The sequence below is a fragment of the Phycisphaeraceae bacterium genome (assembly GCA_020639155.1).
GTDB lineage: Bacteria > Planctomycetota > Phycisphaerae > Phycisphaerales > UBA1924 > JACKHF01.
This window is the reverse complement of the sequence record JACKHF010000001.1, coordinates 1,800,182-1,818,302: the sequence shown is the minus strand read 5'-3', so window position 1 is coordinate 1,818,302 and position 18,121 is coordinate 1,800,182. Positions and strand designations below refer to the sequence as shown.

Here is an 18,121-nt window from a genome sequence, read left to right as displayed (position 1 = left end):
TATGTTTATTCGAAGGTCGGGCCGACCAATACAGCAGCGGGCCCACTTGTCGTTGCGCTGCGTGAACCATCAGCAGGTGTGTAGATTGCGGCAAGTGCACCATCGTGGTGCGGGAACTGATCAGTCGCAACATCATTGATATCAAGATCAATCACGTACCCCCAGCCATAGCTCGTCTGCTCCATCATCCCACGATCCGGAGTAATCGGGAACATCCACGATGCAAGCCGCTCTCCATTGTCACCAACAAGCAGTATCCTCAGGGTGCCGTCACCACCAACAGCAACAGTCTTCCCAGTTGAAAACTCATCAAAGAGAAACGCAACAATCCGCGTTGAGTCACGAAACCCATTGCCATCAGAGTCAAAGAACTCTCCACGCGGTGCAACAATCACGACCTGAGTGACCCTGCCAGCAGCAATCGGCGGTCCTTCTGGATCATCTGGATTCTCTCTCACCTTTGCGAGCGAGTTTGTTGCTTCACAAGAACACATTGTGACCGCAGAAAACGCGAGCACTGCTCCACAGAGGAAACGCACTATTTGCTGTGGCAGCGGGCTGATCACTGCGCCTCCTTCATGTTTGTGATGTAACGGGCAGGCGCTCTTCCAAATGCCGGATCAGAGGGATACACATACGAAGTTGATCCTTTGGGAGCATCCTGAAGAATGGGCTGCAGGTCATTCTCCGTACCCGGACCAAATCCAGGAAGCTGGCGACGGATCGGCATCGGATCTGTCATCCTGTTGATCTCCTCCCCAGTGATCTCGTTAAAAATGCGAACAGAACCGGATGAGTCACTCGGGATGATGCGAGGTGTCAGCAGCATAAGCAGTTCTGTGCGCACGTTCGACACCTTGTTCGTTTTAAAGACCCAGCCGACCACAGGCAGATCACCGAAGAACGGCACCTGTGTCTGGCGTTCCTCCTCATTTGACTGAATGATTCCGCCGATAACAGCGGTCTGACCATTGCGGATCGTGACAACAGTGTCAAGTTCACGCTTGGCGAAGTTCTCTGATACAAACTCTTCAGAGATCTGCGAGCGGGAATCTGTGAGCGCCGAGATCTCGGGCTGGATGTCCATCCGAACAAACCCGTCGGCATTGATTGTCGGTGTCACACGGAGCGTCACACCAACCTCCTCGCGCGACACCTGCGCACGTGTTCGGCCCGAGTCGAGCGTTTCAAACCCTGTCAGCAGCGAGACCTCCTCGACTACCTTGAACACACCTTCCTCATTGTTCGTCACCGCGATCTGCGGTCGCGACAGCACACGCAGTTTGCCCCGACCTTCGAGCGCACGAACCATCAGATCGATATCGCTTGACGCGAGGGCGAGATTTCCCGCACCAACAGCGGCTGTTAGTCCGAGACCAGCAGCTGTTTCAGAAAACTGGAAATCATCGCCACCAATATTCTTCAGCGTCAGGTCCACGCCCCACGACTCGCCATTATCAAGAGTCACCTCGGCAATCAACACCTCGATACGAACCTGTGGTGGTGCGGTGTCAAGTTCTCTGATAATCTGTTCAACCACTTCGATCTGGCGCGGACTTGCCGCAACAAGCACGGTGTTTGATTTCTCGTCGCCAACAATCGTGACCTCGTATTCGAGCTTCGCCTGCAGCGACCCGAGCGCATCTGGTGACGTGGTCGAGAGTGTTGCCTGCTGCTCTGCACCAAAGTAGTCACGCAGCGCCTGCTCGATATCCTCAGCCTGCGAGTTACGAAGCTGGTACACCAGACGATACCGCTGCGCAACATCAATGCTCTCAAGTTGAGTAATCACTTCCTCAACCTTTTCAAGATACTCCTTGGTGCCTGACACCAGCAGCGAGTTGGTGCGTTCATCGACGGTAATCGAAAGCTTCTGGCGATCGTCTGCTGCCGGCTGAAGCTGCACATCTCCACTATTTGCATCGTTCTGGTTCCTCGGCGACGGCACAAGGATCAGATTCGTTCCAACCTCGCGAAGATCGAACAGATCTCGAAGCACACGTGCCATCGCAGGAGCCGATGCGTTCTTGAGCACAAAGTGCTTGACACTCCGGTCAGCGTTGTCGCTTGCTTCCTGATCCTCGATGATCAGTCGAATGAAGTCCATGATGCTCTCGGGAGCAACAACTGTTACAGAGTTCGAGCGTTCCTCGGGCGTAATCTCGATCTGCGACCTGATCTGATCATCGATCTGCGCCTCGATCGTGCGCTCGGCGTTTGAGTCATTGTCCTTCACAACAAGGCGCAGTGTTTCAGCACTTCGAGTTACGTTGTTTCGACCCGTCAGCAGATCACCCACATAATCTGCAACCTCACGCGCGTTGGAGTAACGAAGCTCAATACGCTGCATCACACGCACACCTGTTGTTTCCGGCTTGTCGAGTGAATCGACCAGCCTGCGGATCGCCGCGACATCTGCATCCGTACCGCGCACAATAAGAGCAGACAAGCGTGTGTCCGGAATCACTGTCACAGCGTTCTCGCCACGACGCTCAGTCTCGGGCTGAACATACAACCGGTCAATATTCTCTGCGATATCATCAACAAACCCGCTGGCAATATGGATGATCTCGGGAGGACGCTCCATGTCACTCTCAACGGGGCCCTTGCCCATACGCATCTTTTCGATCAGATCCTCAACCGCTTGAAGATTGTCATCCGAGCATGTCAGAATGAGAAGGTCGTTCGATGGATCTGCCTGCACTGTAAAGATATCGGCAGCGGTACGAACCTCGCCGTTGCGTGTCGCAGCGTCAATCGTCGCACGCATCACACGCTCGATCTGCTGAGCAAGATCTGCAACGTCAAAGTCCGGCACTGGCAGCACGTGCATACCGACCGCAAGCCGCTCCTGCTCGGTATCCAGGCGTTCAACAAGACTTCTTACAAGTTCCATGCTTGTTGCACTCGTCCACACCATCAGGGAGTTCGTACGTGCATCGGTCGTGATCACAACACGGTCTTCCGGTCTGATATCACCGACGCGTTCACGCTCGCGGAAGACCTGATTCACCATCTGCGCAATACGATCAGCAACCGCGTGCTCAAGCGGGAAGAAGCGCACATTATTCGCAATTGCTGCGCTGGGCACGTCCAGGCTTTTAATCAGTTCCTCGACGATCTTCAGATTGGAAGGCGAAGCGACGACAACCAATGAGTTGAGCGATCGATCAGCGGAGATGAATAGACTCGATACCGGCGCATACAGGTCAGACTCCATGGTGACCCTGCCGTTCCCGTTGTTCTCGCCGCTACTTTGTGCGATGCGGATTCTGGCAAACTGCTGACGCAATCCCATCTCATCCATCGCAAGCCTCGATGGTGTCATCAGAGCGCGCTGCAGGATCTGCTCGATCCGTCCCGCGTCGGCGTATTCAAGCTTGATGATTCTCGGCTCAACCCAGCCGCCCATCTCGTCGCGATCAAGTCGCTCCACCATCATCTCGACAAATGACACAGCCTCTTCGCTGCCAGCAATGATCAGCGCATTCGTCCGCTGATCGATCTCCATCGCGATCTCACCGGAGAGCACCTGCCCAGTCACCGTTGTTGCGTCAGCCGCCCGATTCGACCCCTTCTGGTTTGTCAGCGCACGCCCGCGCTGGAACAACCCATTGATCACCTGCTGGATCTGCTGCGGTGCCGCATTCGACAGCGGAATAATGCGCACAACGACCGCATTCCCCACCGGCATCACGTCAAGCGACTCAACAAGCACACGCAGCGCGATGACGTTCTCTTCGCTCGATGCGACGATCACGCGGTTTGTGTTGTTGTCTGCAATAAGTTGAATCGGCTCGGTCAGATCAAGCCCGATCTTCGGCTGCTCGCCATCCTCTGTTGCAATGAGTCTGCGCCTCACCTGTTCAGCGAGCGCATCGGCAATACTCGGCTGTCCGTTCCCGGTCGCGCTGCGGATCAACTCGTTCAGCGTCCGCACGATATTCTGTGCGTTGTTGTTCTTCACAGCAATGATCGCTGCATGCTGCGTCTCGCTCACCCGCTCAGCATCAAACGACTTTGCCAGATCAACCACAATGCGTACATCCGCCGGTGCGCCGCTAATGACAATAGCGGATCGTGATTCCAGTCGGGTAACACGAACAGGCTCTCCGACAAGACTGTTGTTGTTCTGATTCTGCTGCATCAACCCGAGCGATCGCAGCATCTGGATCATCTGCTCCGGTCCAACGTGTTGCAGTTCAACAATGGTCAGATCTGATCCAAGCAATCCCGACGATGACTCAATATCGATTGCGTTTGGATTTGCATCGAGTTCCTCGACAATCTCGCGGATCTGCTGAACAAGACCGGAGCCGGCAGAAACAACGAGCGCGTTGTTTGTTCGATCGACCTCGATCACCAGTGCTTCACCTGTCTTTCGTGCGGCAGGCTCAAACAGACGCTCGACGGTCCGCTGGATCTTCGCTGCGGGCACATGCGTCAGTTTGATCACCTCGAACCCCGCGCGATCGCCCGTGGTCTGCTGGAGCGACTCTGCAAGCGTCTTGATCCTCGCAAAGTCGGAGTCATCCGATCGAACAATCAGCACTCCAGCATTATCATCACCGAACACAACCGGCCGGGTACCACGAGGAAGCGTGTTCACGTACACCTCGTTGACAGTGCGTGCAATATTACTCGCCTGCCCTGAATGCACGAGGATAAGCCGAGCCTCACCGCTCGCCTTGTCCATCGGCTGATCAAGATCCTCGACAATCGCCTCAATGCGCACAAGCTGCTTTGGAGTTGCAAAGACAATCAACGAGTTTGTACGCCGCTCTGCAGAGACCGACGGCACATCATCATCCGCAATTGCCAGTGTTGGGATATCCGGATCGGACGCGGAATCGTTCGTGTTCCGGTTATTGTTGTTTCTGTTGTTGCGTTGCTGGTTACGTATCTGTTCCTGTGCCAGCCTCGCCTGCATCGGTGCCTGAAGACCCGTGTTGAGCGCTTCTGCAACCGCTTGCGCATCGGCGTGCTTGAGCGCAATCACACCAAGCTGGCGCTCCGTGTCGTACTCCTCCGTATCAATGCGTTCGATCAGCGCATGAATATCACCCCACTGCTCTTCATTCGCGCTGACGATGAGTGAGTTCGTGATCGCATCCGCTCGAATGCTTACATCACGGTCAGCAACACTCTTGGCCTCGATCGCGTACCTGCCGTAGAACACCTCCAGCACCTTGGCTGCCTGCTCTGCATTGGCATACTGCAGCTTCAGCCAATCTGTACGACGCCCCTCACTGTTTGGAACATCAAGCTCCTTGATGATCGACATGATAAAGTCGACCTCAGCTGGCACCGCAACAAAGTTGATCGAGTTGTCATCGGTTGAGTAATCGATGTCGGGTGCGGGCGTGTCAGGCGACCGCTTGCCACTCCGTGCGATTTTGCTCACAAGAAAATACACGTCCACAGCACGCTGGTAGACCAGTTTCACACGCCGGAACTCCCGCTGCACGGGCACAAACTCGACATCAAGCGTCTCGATCTGCTCCATCACAGCCGCAACTGCTTCTTCAGATCCGGAGATCGCCAGTGTGTTGTTGTCGTCGATCGGCGTGATGCTGATCTTCATCGATGAGCCGACGGTATCACGGAGTGCATTTGCAGCCTGTGTCGCAGAAACGTTCTTCAGTGCGACCGTCACAAATCGCGACGATTCTTCCTTGTCAAATGTGTCAAGACTGGAGATCAAGGCACCAATCTCCGCCTGCTTGTCCGTCGGTGCCGACACAATCAGCAACCCACGGCTCGGCTGTGGCATGACGAGAATCTTCTCATCGGGTCGGTTGTTCGTCGGGAACATGTTGCGCACGGTGTCCGACATCTCACGGATATCCGCGTTGCGAATGTTGTAAATCTCAACCTTTCTATCCTCGCCGAGATCCGGCTGGTCGATATGTGCAAGCAGATCGTTGAGGAGTGCCATGTTCGACTCGTTCGCCGAAACGATCAGCACATTGCCCTCGCGTGAACCGATGATGGTCACGTCAGCCTGACTTAATCCAAGAGCGCGAGAGCGGTCAGCGAAGAATCGATTCAAACTCTGCGCCGCTCTGTCTGCCTCGGCATGCTCAAGCTTGATTGTCTCGTACGCAAGATCCGGAGTTGTATTGGCAGAGAGCTCCTCAACAATACTCACAGCCTTGTCAACATCGATTTTGTCGCCAACAAGAATCAGCGAGCTGCGCATGCGATCGACCGTCACATTCACGGCATACGTCTGCGACCACCACCAAGCGCCGCGATCTGTTTCCTGGAACATATCCCGGACAATCTGCGCTATCGCGTTGAGGTCGACTCCCTCAACCTTGACAACCCGGGCTGTCTTCTGTGTCTGACGATCGCTGGGCACATCGAGCGAGCTGACAAGATCCTTCAACATGTCCATTGTCTCACCCTGTCCAATCAGAATGACGCTGTTCGCTGCCTCGTTCACCTCAACAATCACAAGCTCGTCATACACAGACCGGCTTGAGTTTCTTGCCGAGTACGAGCGGGACCAGCGTGCGTTATCGATCTGATAGTAAATCTCATCGAGCGTGCTGCTCAGATCCTTCGCCTTGACATGCTTGATCGGAAGGATCTCGATCTGAAGCTTCTGTGAATCCTGCGGCTGATCAAGTGTTTCGATCATTGAGGTGATCGACGCATAATCCTCATCACTCGCGGAAACGATCAACGTGCCTGAGCGTTCGTCGCCAAAGATTGCAGCGGTTGGCCGGTTCCCACGCTCGCCCATCGCACGCGAACGATCGCGAAAAAAGTTCGTCAATGCCTGTGCTGTTGCACGCGCGTCAGCCTGTTCAAGCTTTACTGTTCTGACGGGAAACTCGTTTGTGCTGTCAAGCTTTGCGACCGAACCGATCAGCTTCCCCACAGTTGCAAAGTCCGTATCGTTGGACCAGACAATGAGCGCGTTGCCAGTTGGTGCGGATGTCACCCTGACATTGCTGGTAAACCCGCCGGGATTCTGCGCTGAATGCTTTCCAACATTGCGAACAGTATCGGTAACGATGCGACCGATTGCATCAACATCCGTCTCGGGAGGGAGTGTGACAACGCGCACACGCATGGCTTCGGATGGCATCTGCGACTGCAGTTGATCAATGATTTTCGCGATGCGTTCAGCTGCACGAGGTGACCCGACAACCACCAGTGAGTTCGTTGCTGGATCAACCGCGATCGTCACATCTGGATCAGAAAGATTACTGTCCGGTGCACCCGTATCTTCTGGCTGCGATACGTCCGATGGTGTCCCATCGGGATCGGCAGACGGTGTTGTTGTCGGAAACCATGACTTGACCTCGTCCGGCTGCGGTGATGTCAGCACCAACTGATCTGTTATATCTGGCGCGATCCCAACCATCGAAATCGCCTGAGCGCTCAGCAGCGCCATCCAGTTCGGACCCAGTTCGTCGATATCAAAGACATCAGAACCATCAAGCCAACTGCCCGGCTTCGGCTCGTCCTCTTTCAGCAGGTCGTCGAACGAGATCACCTCAACTGTCGCTCCAGACTGCTGTCGCATCAGCTTGCGAATGGTGTCTGCAATATCCGATGCACGCGCCTTGGATGGATCAATCGAGATCGTGCGCATCTCACGACCGGATCCGATGCTCGCACTGTCAACTCTGGCTGCAAGTTCCTCGATCGTGCGCATCTGCGCAGTGGTGGCACGGATAATGAGCGAGTTCGATTCGGAGTTCACGCGCACAGTTGGTGGCTGGTCCTTGCCAATTTCCTCAGCAAACACCGCTTCAATCGATGCCGCAAACTCCTTCGCGTCAGCATTCGTCAGCGAGAGCACACGAACCGGCCTGCTCTCTGCAGCCATACCGGTGGTACTCGGAACATCAAGATCACGCATTATCTGCTCTGCAAGATCGAGCATCGGCAGCGGCGCAGTTACGACGATCGAGTTCGTTCTCGCGTCCGATGTCACGCGAACACCGACCTTGCCCGCATCGGGGTTGTTCCGCAGGAACCAACCACGATCCCATTGCGGCAGCTTGTCGATCATCGACTCCTGGGTGAGCGCACTCTCAATCACCGGCGAAATCGATTCCGCCCGTGCATGCTTCAGAAGAAACGTGCGTGCTTGCGTCTCGTTCAGATCAACAGGTCGCACATCAAGACTTGAAACCATGCCAGCGACCGATGCCACGTCCTTCTCGGCACCAACAATCATCACCGACTTCGATCCTGCAATTGGGAAGACCTGCACTGGCTGGGAGATGTTCAGTGCATCAGCACGAACCAGCTCGTTGAGTCGCGCAGCTGTCTGATTCACATCACCAAACTGCATCTGCACGATTTGTGTTGTGTTTCGACCAACATCGGCAGCTTCAGAGTCGAGCACGTTCAGCAGATCTATTGCGATCTCATGGATCGGCTCCGGTGCTGCAATGATCAGCGTGTTTGTCATCTGCTCCGTTGTAATGGAGAGCAGGCCGGCAAGCTCGTTCGCTGGCACACCACGCGCAACTTTGTGCTGCGCAAGCTGCACACGGAGCAAACCTTCCAGCGTTGGACCGAGACGATCCGCACGCGCGTGATCGAGTTTGTATGTGTGGAGCACTGGCTCGGGTTTTTCGGTCGTACTCGCAAGTGTCTGGAGCACCTCCTCGACGCGCGGGAAGATATTGGATGGGCCGCTGATGACAATTGAGTTCGATCGAGGCTGCCCGATGATTGTCACCTGCGTGCGCCCGGTGGAACCGAGACCGCCCGAGGTTGAAAGCTGCTGCAGCGTGCGCACAACGGCATCAATCTCGCTGGAATCGACCGCGAAGATATGTGTCTCCGCGTCGGGCGATGTGTCCATCGAATCAAATGTTGCAGCAAGCTCGCGGATTGATGCCTCACGCTCGGCGGGCGCTTCAATCAGCAGCAGGTTCATGCGTGGTTCTGCGGAAACGATGACCTCGCGCGGTTCCTGCGCCCAGGGCATCGGCTGACCGCGACGATCACGAGGCATGGGCGGCTCGGGATACAGCTTGTTCATCGCGACCGCAACATCCTCGGCGCGAGCCTGCGTCAGCTTGATCGTGAACGTCATCCGCTCGGGACCATCGAGCTTCTCGCGGTTCAGATCGTCAACAAAGGCTTTTATCTCTGGATAAATGTCGGGATGTGCCGACACGATCAGCGTGTTGTTCGCAACATCCGCGCGGATATCGACCGGAAGCGCAAGCCGATCCTTCTGCGGACGTTTCGAGTACTGATCGTTGAGTAGATCTGCGATCTGCGTCACGTTCGCTGTCTTGAGAGACAGAAAGTTAATTGGGAGTACCTTCCCCTGCTCAATCACATCGAGCTTACGAACGAAGTCCGCAATCAGGCGATGTTGATCGGTATCCGCTTTCACAATTAGCGTGCTCGTTGGGCCATAAAACGAAAGACCCGGTTCAGGACGATTCAGGAACTCGTCGCTCTCGCTTGCTGCTGCGATCATGTCGCGCAGCTGCACAATCAGCGATTCCGGATCTGTATTGCGCACGTCGATCAGCTTTGTTGTGAGCTTGGGCGGGAGCAGACGCTGTGCAGACTTGATCGCATTCTCGAATGCCTGAACAGACTCGGGATCACCAATCAGCGTCACAACACGCGAACCCGGCATGTGAAGCGTCTGCACACTGCCGCGTTCCGCATTTCCACTCATCTCAAAGAGTTGGCCTGACTGCTCAAGTATTGTCGTGATGTCGCCATCAGAAATCTCGACCTGCCTGATTTGTCCTGGTCCCTGCGCAGGCACATCGAACGCGCGCGCCATGCTCGCGACAGTTTCAACCTCGGTCGGTGTGCCTGACACCACCAGCACAGGCGATCCATTCGCAGCTGACACACGCACAAGACGCTTCTGCGTTGGTGACATAAGGTCATTCAGATTGCGGGAGACCTGTGCCGCATCGGCAAACTGCAGCACCACCTGCTGCACAGACGCACCGGTGGCTGCCTCGGGAGAACCGACAGCTTCGGGCTCGATCGCTCGAATCAGCGCTTCTGCCTTTGCGATCATCACTTGGTTACCAGAGACGATCACCTTGTTGACATCACTCAATGCAACAACGGACGGCTTGTCTTCCTTCTTGACATTGCTGTACAGATTGTTCAGTTGCTTGGCGACGTCGTTTGCATCCGCAAACGAAAGCTGGAAGGATCTCGCCTGAGCAATCGACGCGTCATCGGCACCGTCGACTGCTGGCACATCAAGCACATCGATCAGCTCCTGGATCGAATCAAGTCGCGAACTCGGACCAACGCAAATTACCGCGTTGAGGCTCCTTGAAACCTCCATCGTGACACCGGGCACCGTGTTCTCTTCAAACTGTGTCTTGTTGCCCTTTGCATCAACAAAGTAACCAACTGTTTTCTGACCAACCAGACCGCTCAGTGTTTCGATCATCAACTCAGGACGGGTGTGCTTGAGCTTGAAGACCCGAAACTCCGAATCAACCGGGGGGGCGGCATCAATCGGTTCAATAATCTTCTGAATACGGCGCACCTGTCCTGCTGTCTCGGTGATGACAACGAAGTTCTGCGCCTCGACAGAGTGGGCCATCCCGTACTTCTCGTTGATAAGCGGTTTGATCTGCTCGACGACCTTTGCTGCCACAGAGTTCTGCAGCGGAATTGTCAGAGTTACGATCTCGGAATCCAGCACCGAATCCGGCAGCGTCGTCTGATACACCTGATGCACCTTGCGGAACGCCTGAGCAATATCCTCGAAGTAGAGGTACCCGTCCTCGACGCGCAGGTACACGTTGTGCTGGTTCATGTTCAGGTTGACAATGTTCAACGCCTGCCGCAGTGTGTACTTCTGCGGGCTCTTGAAGGTCATCTTGGCATCGGGGACCGTGGTTTCGTAAATGATCGGCAGACCAGTCTCGCGCTCGAAGTAGTGCAGCACCTGTGACAGAGGTGCGCCATCAAGGTTGAACTCGATCGTTGGATCGTCCGGTGTTTCCGATGGTGCAGTCGAAGCATTCATCGCTGGTGTCGCAACAGCACCAGACGCGAGTGTGCGCGCGCTGTCTGGCTGCACGTTTTCCTGCGCAAACAGATCAAGCGGCAAGCCCGCAACCGCAAGCATCGCAACGATCGATGCGCCGATAAAAGTTGTGTTTGTTCGAACAGCGCGGCGGTGCTGCATCGCGGTCACCTCTCTCAACACAATGCGCCACTGCGCATTGCTGGTGCTTGTGATCCGCAATCGCCCCATGCGTGCGGACCGTCGTCCTTCCGGACGCCCAATACCACGACGATCCGCTGGCAGATCCTGCCAGACGAACGCGTGCTACCGAGTCCACCACCGCTTTGTCCCTTTGTGCTCCGCGTGCCTCACGCCGAAACACCACCGGTGAACTATAGAGCGTCTCTCTTTCCCAGATCAGTCATCGTGTGGAGTTCTTTCCGCAACCGACTGACCCACGCGCACGTCATATCGCGCGCCCTCGACCTCAAATACCGCAACGTCGGCCGAAGCTTCGACCAGTGTTGCACCTGCAACCTTCTCTCCAACCTGAAGCACACGAGTGCTGTTGTTCTTCGTGTTGATTAGCCACGCTTCCATAACCGGACCCGGCCTGCGAACAACACCGGTCACACGCCATGCGCGGAACTTCTCTTCGGGATCCACTGGACGAGGTGGATCATTTCGCTGCGGCTTCGGGGTCTCGACGGCTTTGGGCTCGACCTTGGGCGGAGGAAGCAGGAACGGGCTGCTTGCAGCAACCCGAACCACATTCGCATCACGATCACTTGAAATTGAGACAAGATCGGGCATTGGCACATCCGCCGCCACCAGATCCGGCATCAGGATGGTCTGGAGACTGAGAACGAGCAGAAACGCTTTGCGTTCGGTGTTTACCGGCTTGATGTCAAGCACATCGACCCGATGGGCCCAAGGCTGGATGCCGATGGTTTCTGCCACACGAAGCACCGATTCAAGCGGACCTTGCGCCTCAAATGTTGCTGAAACAACAGAGAAGTCGAACTGGTCCTTGAGCTGGCGCGTGATCTCCTTGGGCTCGCGGGCCTCGCTGGCCGGGTTGCGTCGAGCCTGGGGATTCCGGCTCGAAATCTTCGGATCAACCAACCCGTTCTGGGTACCGATCTCCATGAGCAACGTCTTCAGCCGATGGTCGACGATTTCATATGAGCCTCCCAGCGTTGTCGCTGCGATTTCCTTGAGCGATTTTTCAGCCCTGTTGAGCTTCCGTGTCTCTGCGCTCTGACGCGAGATCGTGCCGTTCATTGTGTCGAGGCGATGAACAAGATCCGCGCGCGGACCTGCGTACATCGATGAGTACATCAACCATCCCACAACCAGCACGGCTATGGCAGACGAGCACGCCAGTATGTATGTGTTCCTACGTGTCATTGCGCCTCGGCTCCTTCCGAAGCAGACTGCGCATCGGTCGCAGCAGGTTGATTTGTTGATGCATCGTTCTTTGCGATGACGGGCGCCTCAATCCCATTTGGTGCTATCAGTGTCGTGTCGTTCTCGGGTGCTGCAACAACCGGCTTCTCGTCGGCGGAAGTGAGATCAATGCTGAACTTCGGATTTCCGTCAGGACCGTTAGACTTGACGCCATACACACCAAACTCGATCAGATGATCGCGGAGCACCTGCACAATCGACGGGGTCTTCACTGGCCCAGCGATATAGAAATCAGCACGCTTCTTGCTTGACCACGTCCCACCAAAGAAGCTCCTGCCCTTCGGTGTAAACACTGCAGCAGCAGCCATCTGGCCACGCCATTCGTCGAGTAGCGCATCGGGCGCAGCTGGCACACCCGAACCGATCTGCTCGAGGTGCGCAAGCCAGTCCACACGTGACTCTCGCCAGTGCTCGATATGCTGCAATCGCGCATCAGCAAGCGACGCCTCGATGAACTTGTCCTGCGTCGTTTTCATCTTCTGCTGTGTGACAGCAACCTGATCGCGCAGATCATCGAGTTCCATGCTCAGGAACACACCAATACCACCAACGATCGCGATAAGACCAAGCACACCGAGCAGCAGACGCTGCCTGCGCACCTGCGTCATGTCGGGTGCCTTGCGAGGATGCACAAAGTCAAAGCTGCGAACACCAAGTTCCGACTCGATTGCCAACCCCGCGATGGGCAGCGCCACCGTCCGCTGGCCGGGTGTCAACTCGTCAGCAAACTTGACCGATGCCGGAGCGTGCACCGTCTCTGTCGGCACATTCAGCGACGCTGCAACCGACGTAGTCACCGATGAAACAACGTCGTCCTCACCGAGCACAAACGCGTGCGAAATCTCCTTCGCATCGGGAATCGCTCTATACCCCATCCATGTGCGTTTGGCTTCCAAAGCGAGCACACCAGCATCAATCTGGTTTAGCTCTCGATCAATTCCGACATCCACGCCGCGCACAAACATCATCCTGCCTGCTTCGAGTACAACAATGGAACTGCTCTGCACGCCGATCGCGATACCAAGCACTGCGCCGTCAGTTGCACGAGATTTTTCAGCAAGCAGCGCCCATGCTCCAGCAGCGTGCAAACCAATCGATTCCGGATCGTTTTTGCCGCTGATCTCATGCGCGACATCATGCAAGAAACGCAGCCGCTCTGCAGGGAGCACCGCACCCATGAGACGCACGGATGCTGCATTCGATTCAAACTGCGAGTCCAGCGGCACATAGTCAAGTGCCGACCCCACCATCGGGAATGGCAGATGACGCGACATCTGCAGCGTCACCATCGGTGCTAGTTGCAACTCCTTCTTCCCTGCTGCCCCGGTCAGATCAATCCGCTTGAGGATCGCATCATGCCTTCGACATGCAAAGCTGACCGGATGCACAGCCCCGTCGCGCGAAGCAAGTTCATCCTTGATCCACGCACCAACTTTCGCAGCGTTCGCAGGATCGATCGTTTCAGGGCGGCTCAGATGAGAGAATGAGACAACCTCAACCCCGGATCCCTTCCGCTTCACATCCAGCACAACCGCATCATCAGCAGCGAGGTCAATATAAAGCTGTCGTGAAGACACACGATGTGCTGCAGACGAATCAACAGCGATGGACTTCGGCACAGCAGCTTGCTTGGCCGACGAACGACTTGCGAACGGCAGCTTCACTGCGCGCTTCGAACCAGCCTGATGAGCCTTAGCTGAACGGGATGTGTCGCGTAATGGTGCTATTGCGAACCTCCCGAGTCTTTCACCTTTGGTGCGTGCGTCGTCCATCGGCCGATCCGGTTGTCACCAGAATCGGCCCCACGTGATCCAGTACTGGATGAACCCTCAGCCGGTTCATCAGCTTCCATGTTTGATCGGTTGTTACCAGAATCTGAACGACGCTCGCTGCTGTTTGCTGCAGATCGATCAGACCCGTTCGTATCAGAACTGCTTCGATCGTTGTTTACATCGGCTGATCGACTGTTATCGGTTTCAAGTTCCGTCCCAGAATCTGCACCGTTCCCAGCATCTCCCATACCGTCGTGAAGGTCTTGGTCAAAACCCGATTCCCTATCAAACTCCAATCCGTCTGTGCCATAGCCTACCAGATTCGCCCATGACGTTGCAAGGTCAAGTTGTGTTACATCACGCAAATATGCAACCCGAGGCTGCTGAGATCCAACATCAATCACAGCCTCGTAAACCACCCGCTGGCTGAGATCGTCCAAGTCATTCAGCAGCATCCCGAACTCGTCCGTCGCCTCCTCACCGGGCTCGGTCGCACGCTTGATCCCAGCTTCTACGCGGATGCGCCATTGCATCGAGCGCGTCGTGATGTGGTCGATCAGTTGGGGAATCTCCTCCACCGTGATGATGTCGTGCTCAATCAGCCAATACGGCGACTGGAGGGTGTCCTCGTCCAGACGCTCGCGCATGCTCGCGATCTGCTCGGCTTTGTCTGCATCCAGACCCGGCAGCGCTGCGAGCACTTCCTTCGGGGCGTGGTTGATGTCGACCCGACCCGGAAGGAACCAGTCCGACGTTGTGGTCACCGCATCAAGGGCGCCGCGCCAGTCGTCCGGCGACAACCCTTCACCCATATTCCCGAGATCGATCAGTAGACGCGCAACGTCAGCCATCGTCTTAAGTTCGCGGTCAGACTCCATGATCGCTTTGACTGCGTTGGCGCCGTCAGGTCCAAAGCGTTTCTCAGCCTCCCTACCCAGCTCTTCTGTCCACTCCTGATTGAGGTTCAGTCGCAAATCGCCTCGCGTGTCGCTGCTCCTGCGCCCGATCCCAGCCTGGATGTTCGGGTCAAAGCTGAACACTGTCACGAGTTGCGCCAGCGGGAGTGAACCGCCAAGATCGCCAAAGTCACTCGACCCGAAGCTCGCGACGGGCACGTCCATCATCGCGTCAAACGATGAACCGCCAACCGCATCGCCTGCAAATGTGTCGTACGACACACCCTTCACGTTCAGCAGGTCGTGCGTGCTGACAAACGGCGACGAATCACGATGCTTGACTATCTCCGACGCGAAGCTCGGCCCAATCGCTTCGATCTTTGCCAACACATCTTCGCTGGTCACGTTCAGATCGAGTTTCGCGTTTTCGCTGACCGCAAGTTCGCCCTCGGGCCCAATCTCGACCAGCCTGAACACGCCCTGGAATCCGTCACCGAGTTCGAACACAACAGCTTCCGGCGTAAGGTTTGGCTCGAATCCGTCGAGCAGTTCCTCTCGCTGCTGAGAGAGTTCTGCCATCGCTGCCTGCACACCCGACCACGCTAGCGCCCGCGAGCGAGTGCGCTCCGTCACTCGCTGCGTCGTGCCAAGTTCTGCCTGCGACGCGACCAGCACCGTCGTGCCGATTAACGCGGCGATGGTGATAACAAGCAGCGTCAGCACCAGAACGATGCCGCGCTCACGCGCACTATGGGATGATATGTGGAGGTGCGTGCTCATTCGCTCCCCCCATCATCAAAGTCACCGCTGTCATACGCGCTTCCAAAGGCACTCCATGTGCCCGACGGCCCATCGGGCACGATCAACACACGGATGCGATCGGGCTCACGCTCATGCTCCGGCTTGAGTTCTTCTTCCTCCTCAGACAGCAGGATCTCGTCCATCCAGTTCGGGCCGTACTGCTCTTCCAGTTCCCGCACTTCCTCTTCGGTCAGTAGCGACGGATCCTCCGGAATCGGAATGATCGGATCAGCGCCGGGACTGAGGAACCACACCGCAACCTCAACCGCGACGGGCAGATTCGCTGCCGACTGGCTGTTGAAACTCGTACGCCAGCTTGATCCGTCGTGATATCTGAAGCGAACCTGCGCAATGCGATCGGACAGAATCTCGGGCGAGCCCGCGCCGCTGGCTCCAGCGTTGCGTACGAGCGTGATCTCGCCCGTGCCCTCAATGAACTCGACGGTCATCGTCTGCGCATCACCCTGCTGCGCGGTTGCACCGGGCGCTGTCACAAACACACCACGAGAGACGATCGTCAGACTCGTCGCGCGACCGTTGATCCCAGCACCACTACCGCTTGTTGCAACGGCACTCGTCAGATCGCTCGCGAGTCGATCAAACAACACATCAGCGGTGCGCTGCACCTGCAGGATGTTCACGACCGCGCGCCGATCCTTCGCAAGATTCCAGAGGAATCCCATCAAGACACCCGACAGCAGCACCAGCATTGCCAGCGAGATGATGACCTCGATCAGCGTGAATGCTGCGCGATAACGGGCATGTGTCCTCACAGTCCACCCCCACTGCTGCCAGAGGGTGCTGCGAGTTCGTTGAGTCCATCCTCGCCGACGATATCCTGCGCATCAGGCGCGAGACGAACAAGCTGCGTCAGCTCGAACGATGCCTCGACCTCATCCATATCGAGAGTTGCGTACTTCACCGAACGCACAGTCACGAGATGCAACCCGGGAAACTCCGATCGTTCCGCCGCGATTTCAAGCGACCACATGGTGCTCGCGAGTCGCTGCTCGACTGACGGGATGGTCGCCTGCGCCTCAAACCCAAGCATCTCATCATCAAACTCGCTCTCGGACTCCGGCATCGGCGCATCGGAATACTCGCCCGCGAGCGCGCTCGCGTCCTCGATGTGCTCCATCGTGCGAAGCGCGGGACCGTTGAGCATCTCGGGTGTTGCAAGCCCCGCTTCAAGCATCGCCATCGCGGTCGATGCGAGATCGACCGCCTGCGCACGCACATCCGCGCCCTCTGCGCTTCGCAAAGACTGCCGAACCGAACCGAAGATCGTCAGTCCCGCTGCGATAAACAGCGCAACCGAAATCACGATCTCAAGCAGCACCGAACCCCGACGTGCGCTCGCGTGCATCATGGCGTGCGCCCTCCAATCGGGTCGGGCTCGCTGTCAAACGGCGCAAGCAGTTCGTCGCCGTCTTCCTCGAGCTCTGCACGTTCCAGTGTCACAACACCGGACCACGCACCGACGATGACGTCGTACACGACCTCGTTGTTGTATGAGAACACACTCACCGGTCCGGGCAGTGCGGTGCCATCGGACAGAAACACCGCAATCGCGCCGCTGATCGTTTCAACATCCGCAAGTCCGCCAATACCGGAACTGATCGATCCCATCGCTGCTTCATCCGCAGCACCCAATGACCTTCCTGACAAGGCATCCAAATGCATCTCGTGCGCCTGTTCGAGCAGCATCTGTCGCGAACTGCTCCCAAACGGCTGCCACTCGTCGTCCAGTGTCATGACAATGTCCAAAGGCTCGCGCTCACCCGAAACCGCGTCTTCCTCAGCTGCTGCCATGAGAAGTTCTGACGAATCTGCCTCGCGCGTCGCTTCGATGACAGTCAGCCACGCGTCGGGACGCTCCGGATCCCAGTCCACCTGCACAATGTTCCATGTTGTGCGCGCACGTTCACGCGAATCGGCCTGCTCGGACACTGCGATCAGTGCAACAGGGTTGCCCGTTTTCATCGCACGGGTTCGGCAGTCCGTTGCTGCATCCGTGACTGCTCGTGTGACGTTTGACACACGCTCCTTCGAAACACGCGACCAGAGGGATGGCATCGCGATCGCCGAGAGTGCAAGCAACAACACGAGCACGATCATGAGTTCGATGATCGTGAATGCTCGCCGTTGCATGCTGCTATGCTCCTGAAAGTTGCCGCTGCGTCTACCGCGCAGCTCCA

Annotated in this window: 8 protein-coding genes; all 8 read right to left on the bottom strand. The window is 56.5% G+C overall.

The genetic code is table 11. From position 1 onward, the window contains the following. Nucleotides 1-5 precede the first annotated feature (5 nt). Nucleotides 6-566, bottom strand: coding sequence for a hypothetical protein (locus H6815_07690; GenBank protein MCB9860323.1), 561 nt, complete (start codon nucleotides 564-566; stop codon nucleotides 6-8). Then, nucleotides 563-11,164, bottom strand: a complete 10,602-nt coding sequence (locus tag H6815_07685; GenBank protein MCB9860322.1) for a hypothetical protein — start codon at nucleotides 11,162-11,164, stop codon at nucleotides 563-565. Before H6815_07685 ends, H6815_07690 begins: the two co-directional genes overlap by 4 nt. Nucleotides 11,165-11,401: 237 nt before the next feature. Beyond that, complete coding sequence (locus H6815_07680; protein MCB9860321.1) at nucleotides 11,402-12,394, bottom strand: hypothetical protein; 993 nt, start codon at nucleotides 12,392-12,394, stop codon at nucleotides 11,402-11,404. Next, nucleotides 12,391-14,226 (bottom strand): hypothetical protein, encoded by a 1,836-nt coding sequence (locus tag H6815_07675; protein MCB9860320.1) that lies wholly within the window; start codon nucleotides 14,224-14,226, stop codon nucleotides 12,391-12,393. The genes H6815_07680 and H6815_07675 overlap by 4 nt, the downstream gene beginning before the upstream one ends. Beyond that, nucleotides 14,178-15,902, bottom strand: coding sequence for a helix-hairpin-helix domain-containing protein (locus H6815_07670; protein ID MCB9860319.1), 1,725 nt, complete (start codon nucleotides 15,900-15,902; stop codon nucleotides 14,178-14,180). The genes H6815_07675 and H6815_07670 overlap by 49 nt, the downstream gene beginning before the upstream one ends. Next, nucleotides 15,899-16,696 (bottom strand): type II secretion system protein, encoded by a 798-nt coding sequence (locus H6815_07665; protein MCB9860318.1) that lies wholly within the window; start codon nucleotides 16,694-16,696, stop codon nucleotides 15,899-15,901. Before H6815_07665 ends, H6815_07670 begins: the two co-directional genes overlap by 4 nt. After that, nucleotides 16,693-17,292: a hypothetical protein gene (locus H6815_07660; protein MCB9860317.1), complete on the bottom strand. Its 600-nt coding sequence runs from the start codon at nucleotides 17,290-17,292 to the stop codon at nucleotides 16,693-16,695. The genes H6815_07665 and H6815_07660 overlap by 4 nt, the downstream gene beginning before the upstream one ends. Then, nucleotides 17,289-18,074 (bottom strand): prepilin-type N-terminal cleavage/methylation domain-containing protein, encoded by a 786-nt coding sequence (locus tag H6815_07655; protein MCB9860316.1) that lies wholly within the window; start codon nucleotides 18,072-18,074, stop codon nucleotides 17,289-17,291. The genes H6815_07660 and H6815_07655 overlap by 4 nt, the downstream gene beginning before the upstream one ends. Between the last annotated feature and the right edge of the window lie 47 nt (nucleotides 18,075-18,121).

Excerpts from the sequence above, each read along its gene's own strand:
- H6815_07685 (MCB9860322.1), bottom strand. The coding sequence starts at position 11,164 with ATGCAGCACCGCCGCGCTGTTCGAACAAACACAACTTTTATCGGCGCA.
- H6815_07655 (MCB9860316.1), bottom strand. The coding sequence starts at position 18,074 with ATGCAACGGCGAGCATTCACGATCATCGAACTCATGATCGTGCTCGTG.
- H6815_07675 (MCB9860320.1), bottom strand. The coding sequence starts at position 14,226 with ATGGACGACGCACGCACCAAAGGTGAAAGACTCGGGAGGTTCGCAATA.
- H6815_07680 (MCB9860321.1), bottom strand. The coding sequence starts at position 12,394 with ATGACACGTAGGAACACATACATACTGGCGTGCTCGTCTGCCATAGCC.
- H6815_07660 (MCB9860317.1), bottom strand. The coding sequence starts at position 17,292 with ATGATGCACGCGAGCGCACGTCGGGGTTCGGTGCTGCTTGAGATCGTG.
- H6815_07670 (MCB9860319.1), bottom strand. The coding sequence starts at position 15,902 with ATGAGCACGCACCTCCACATATCATCCCATAGTGCGCGTGAGCGCGGC.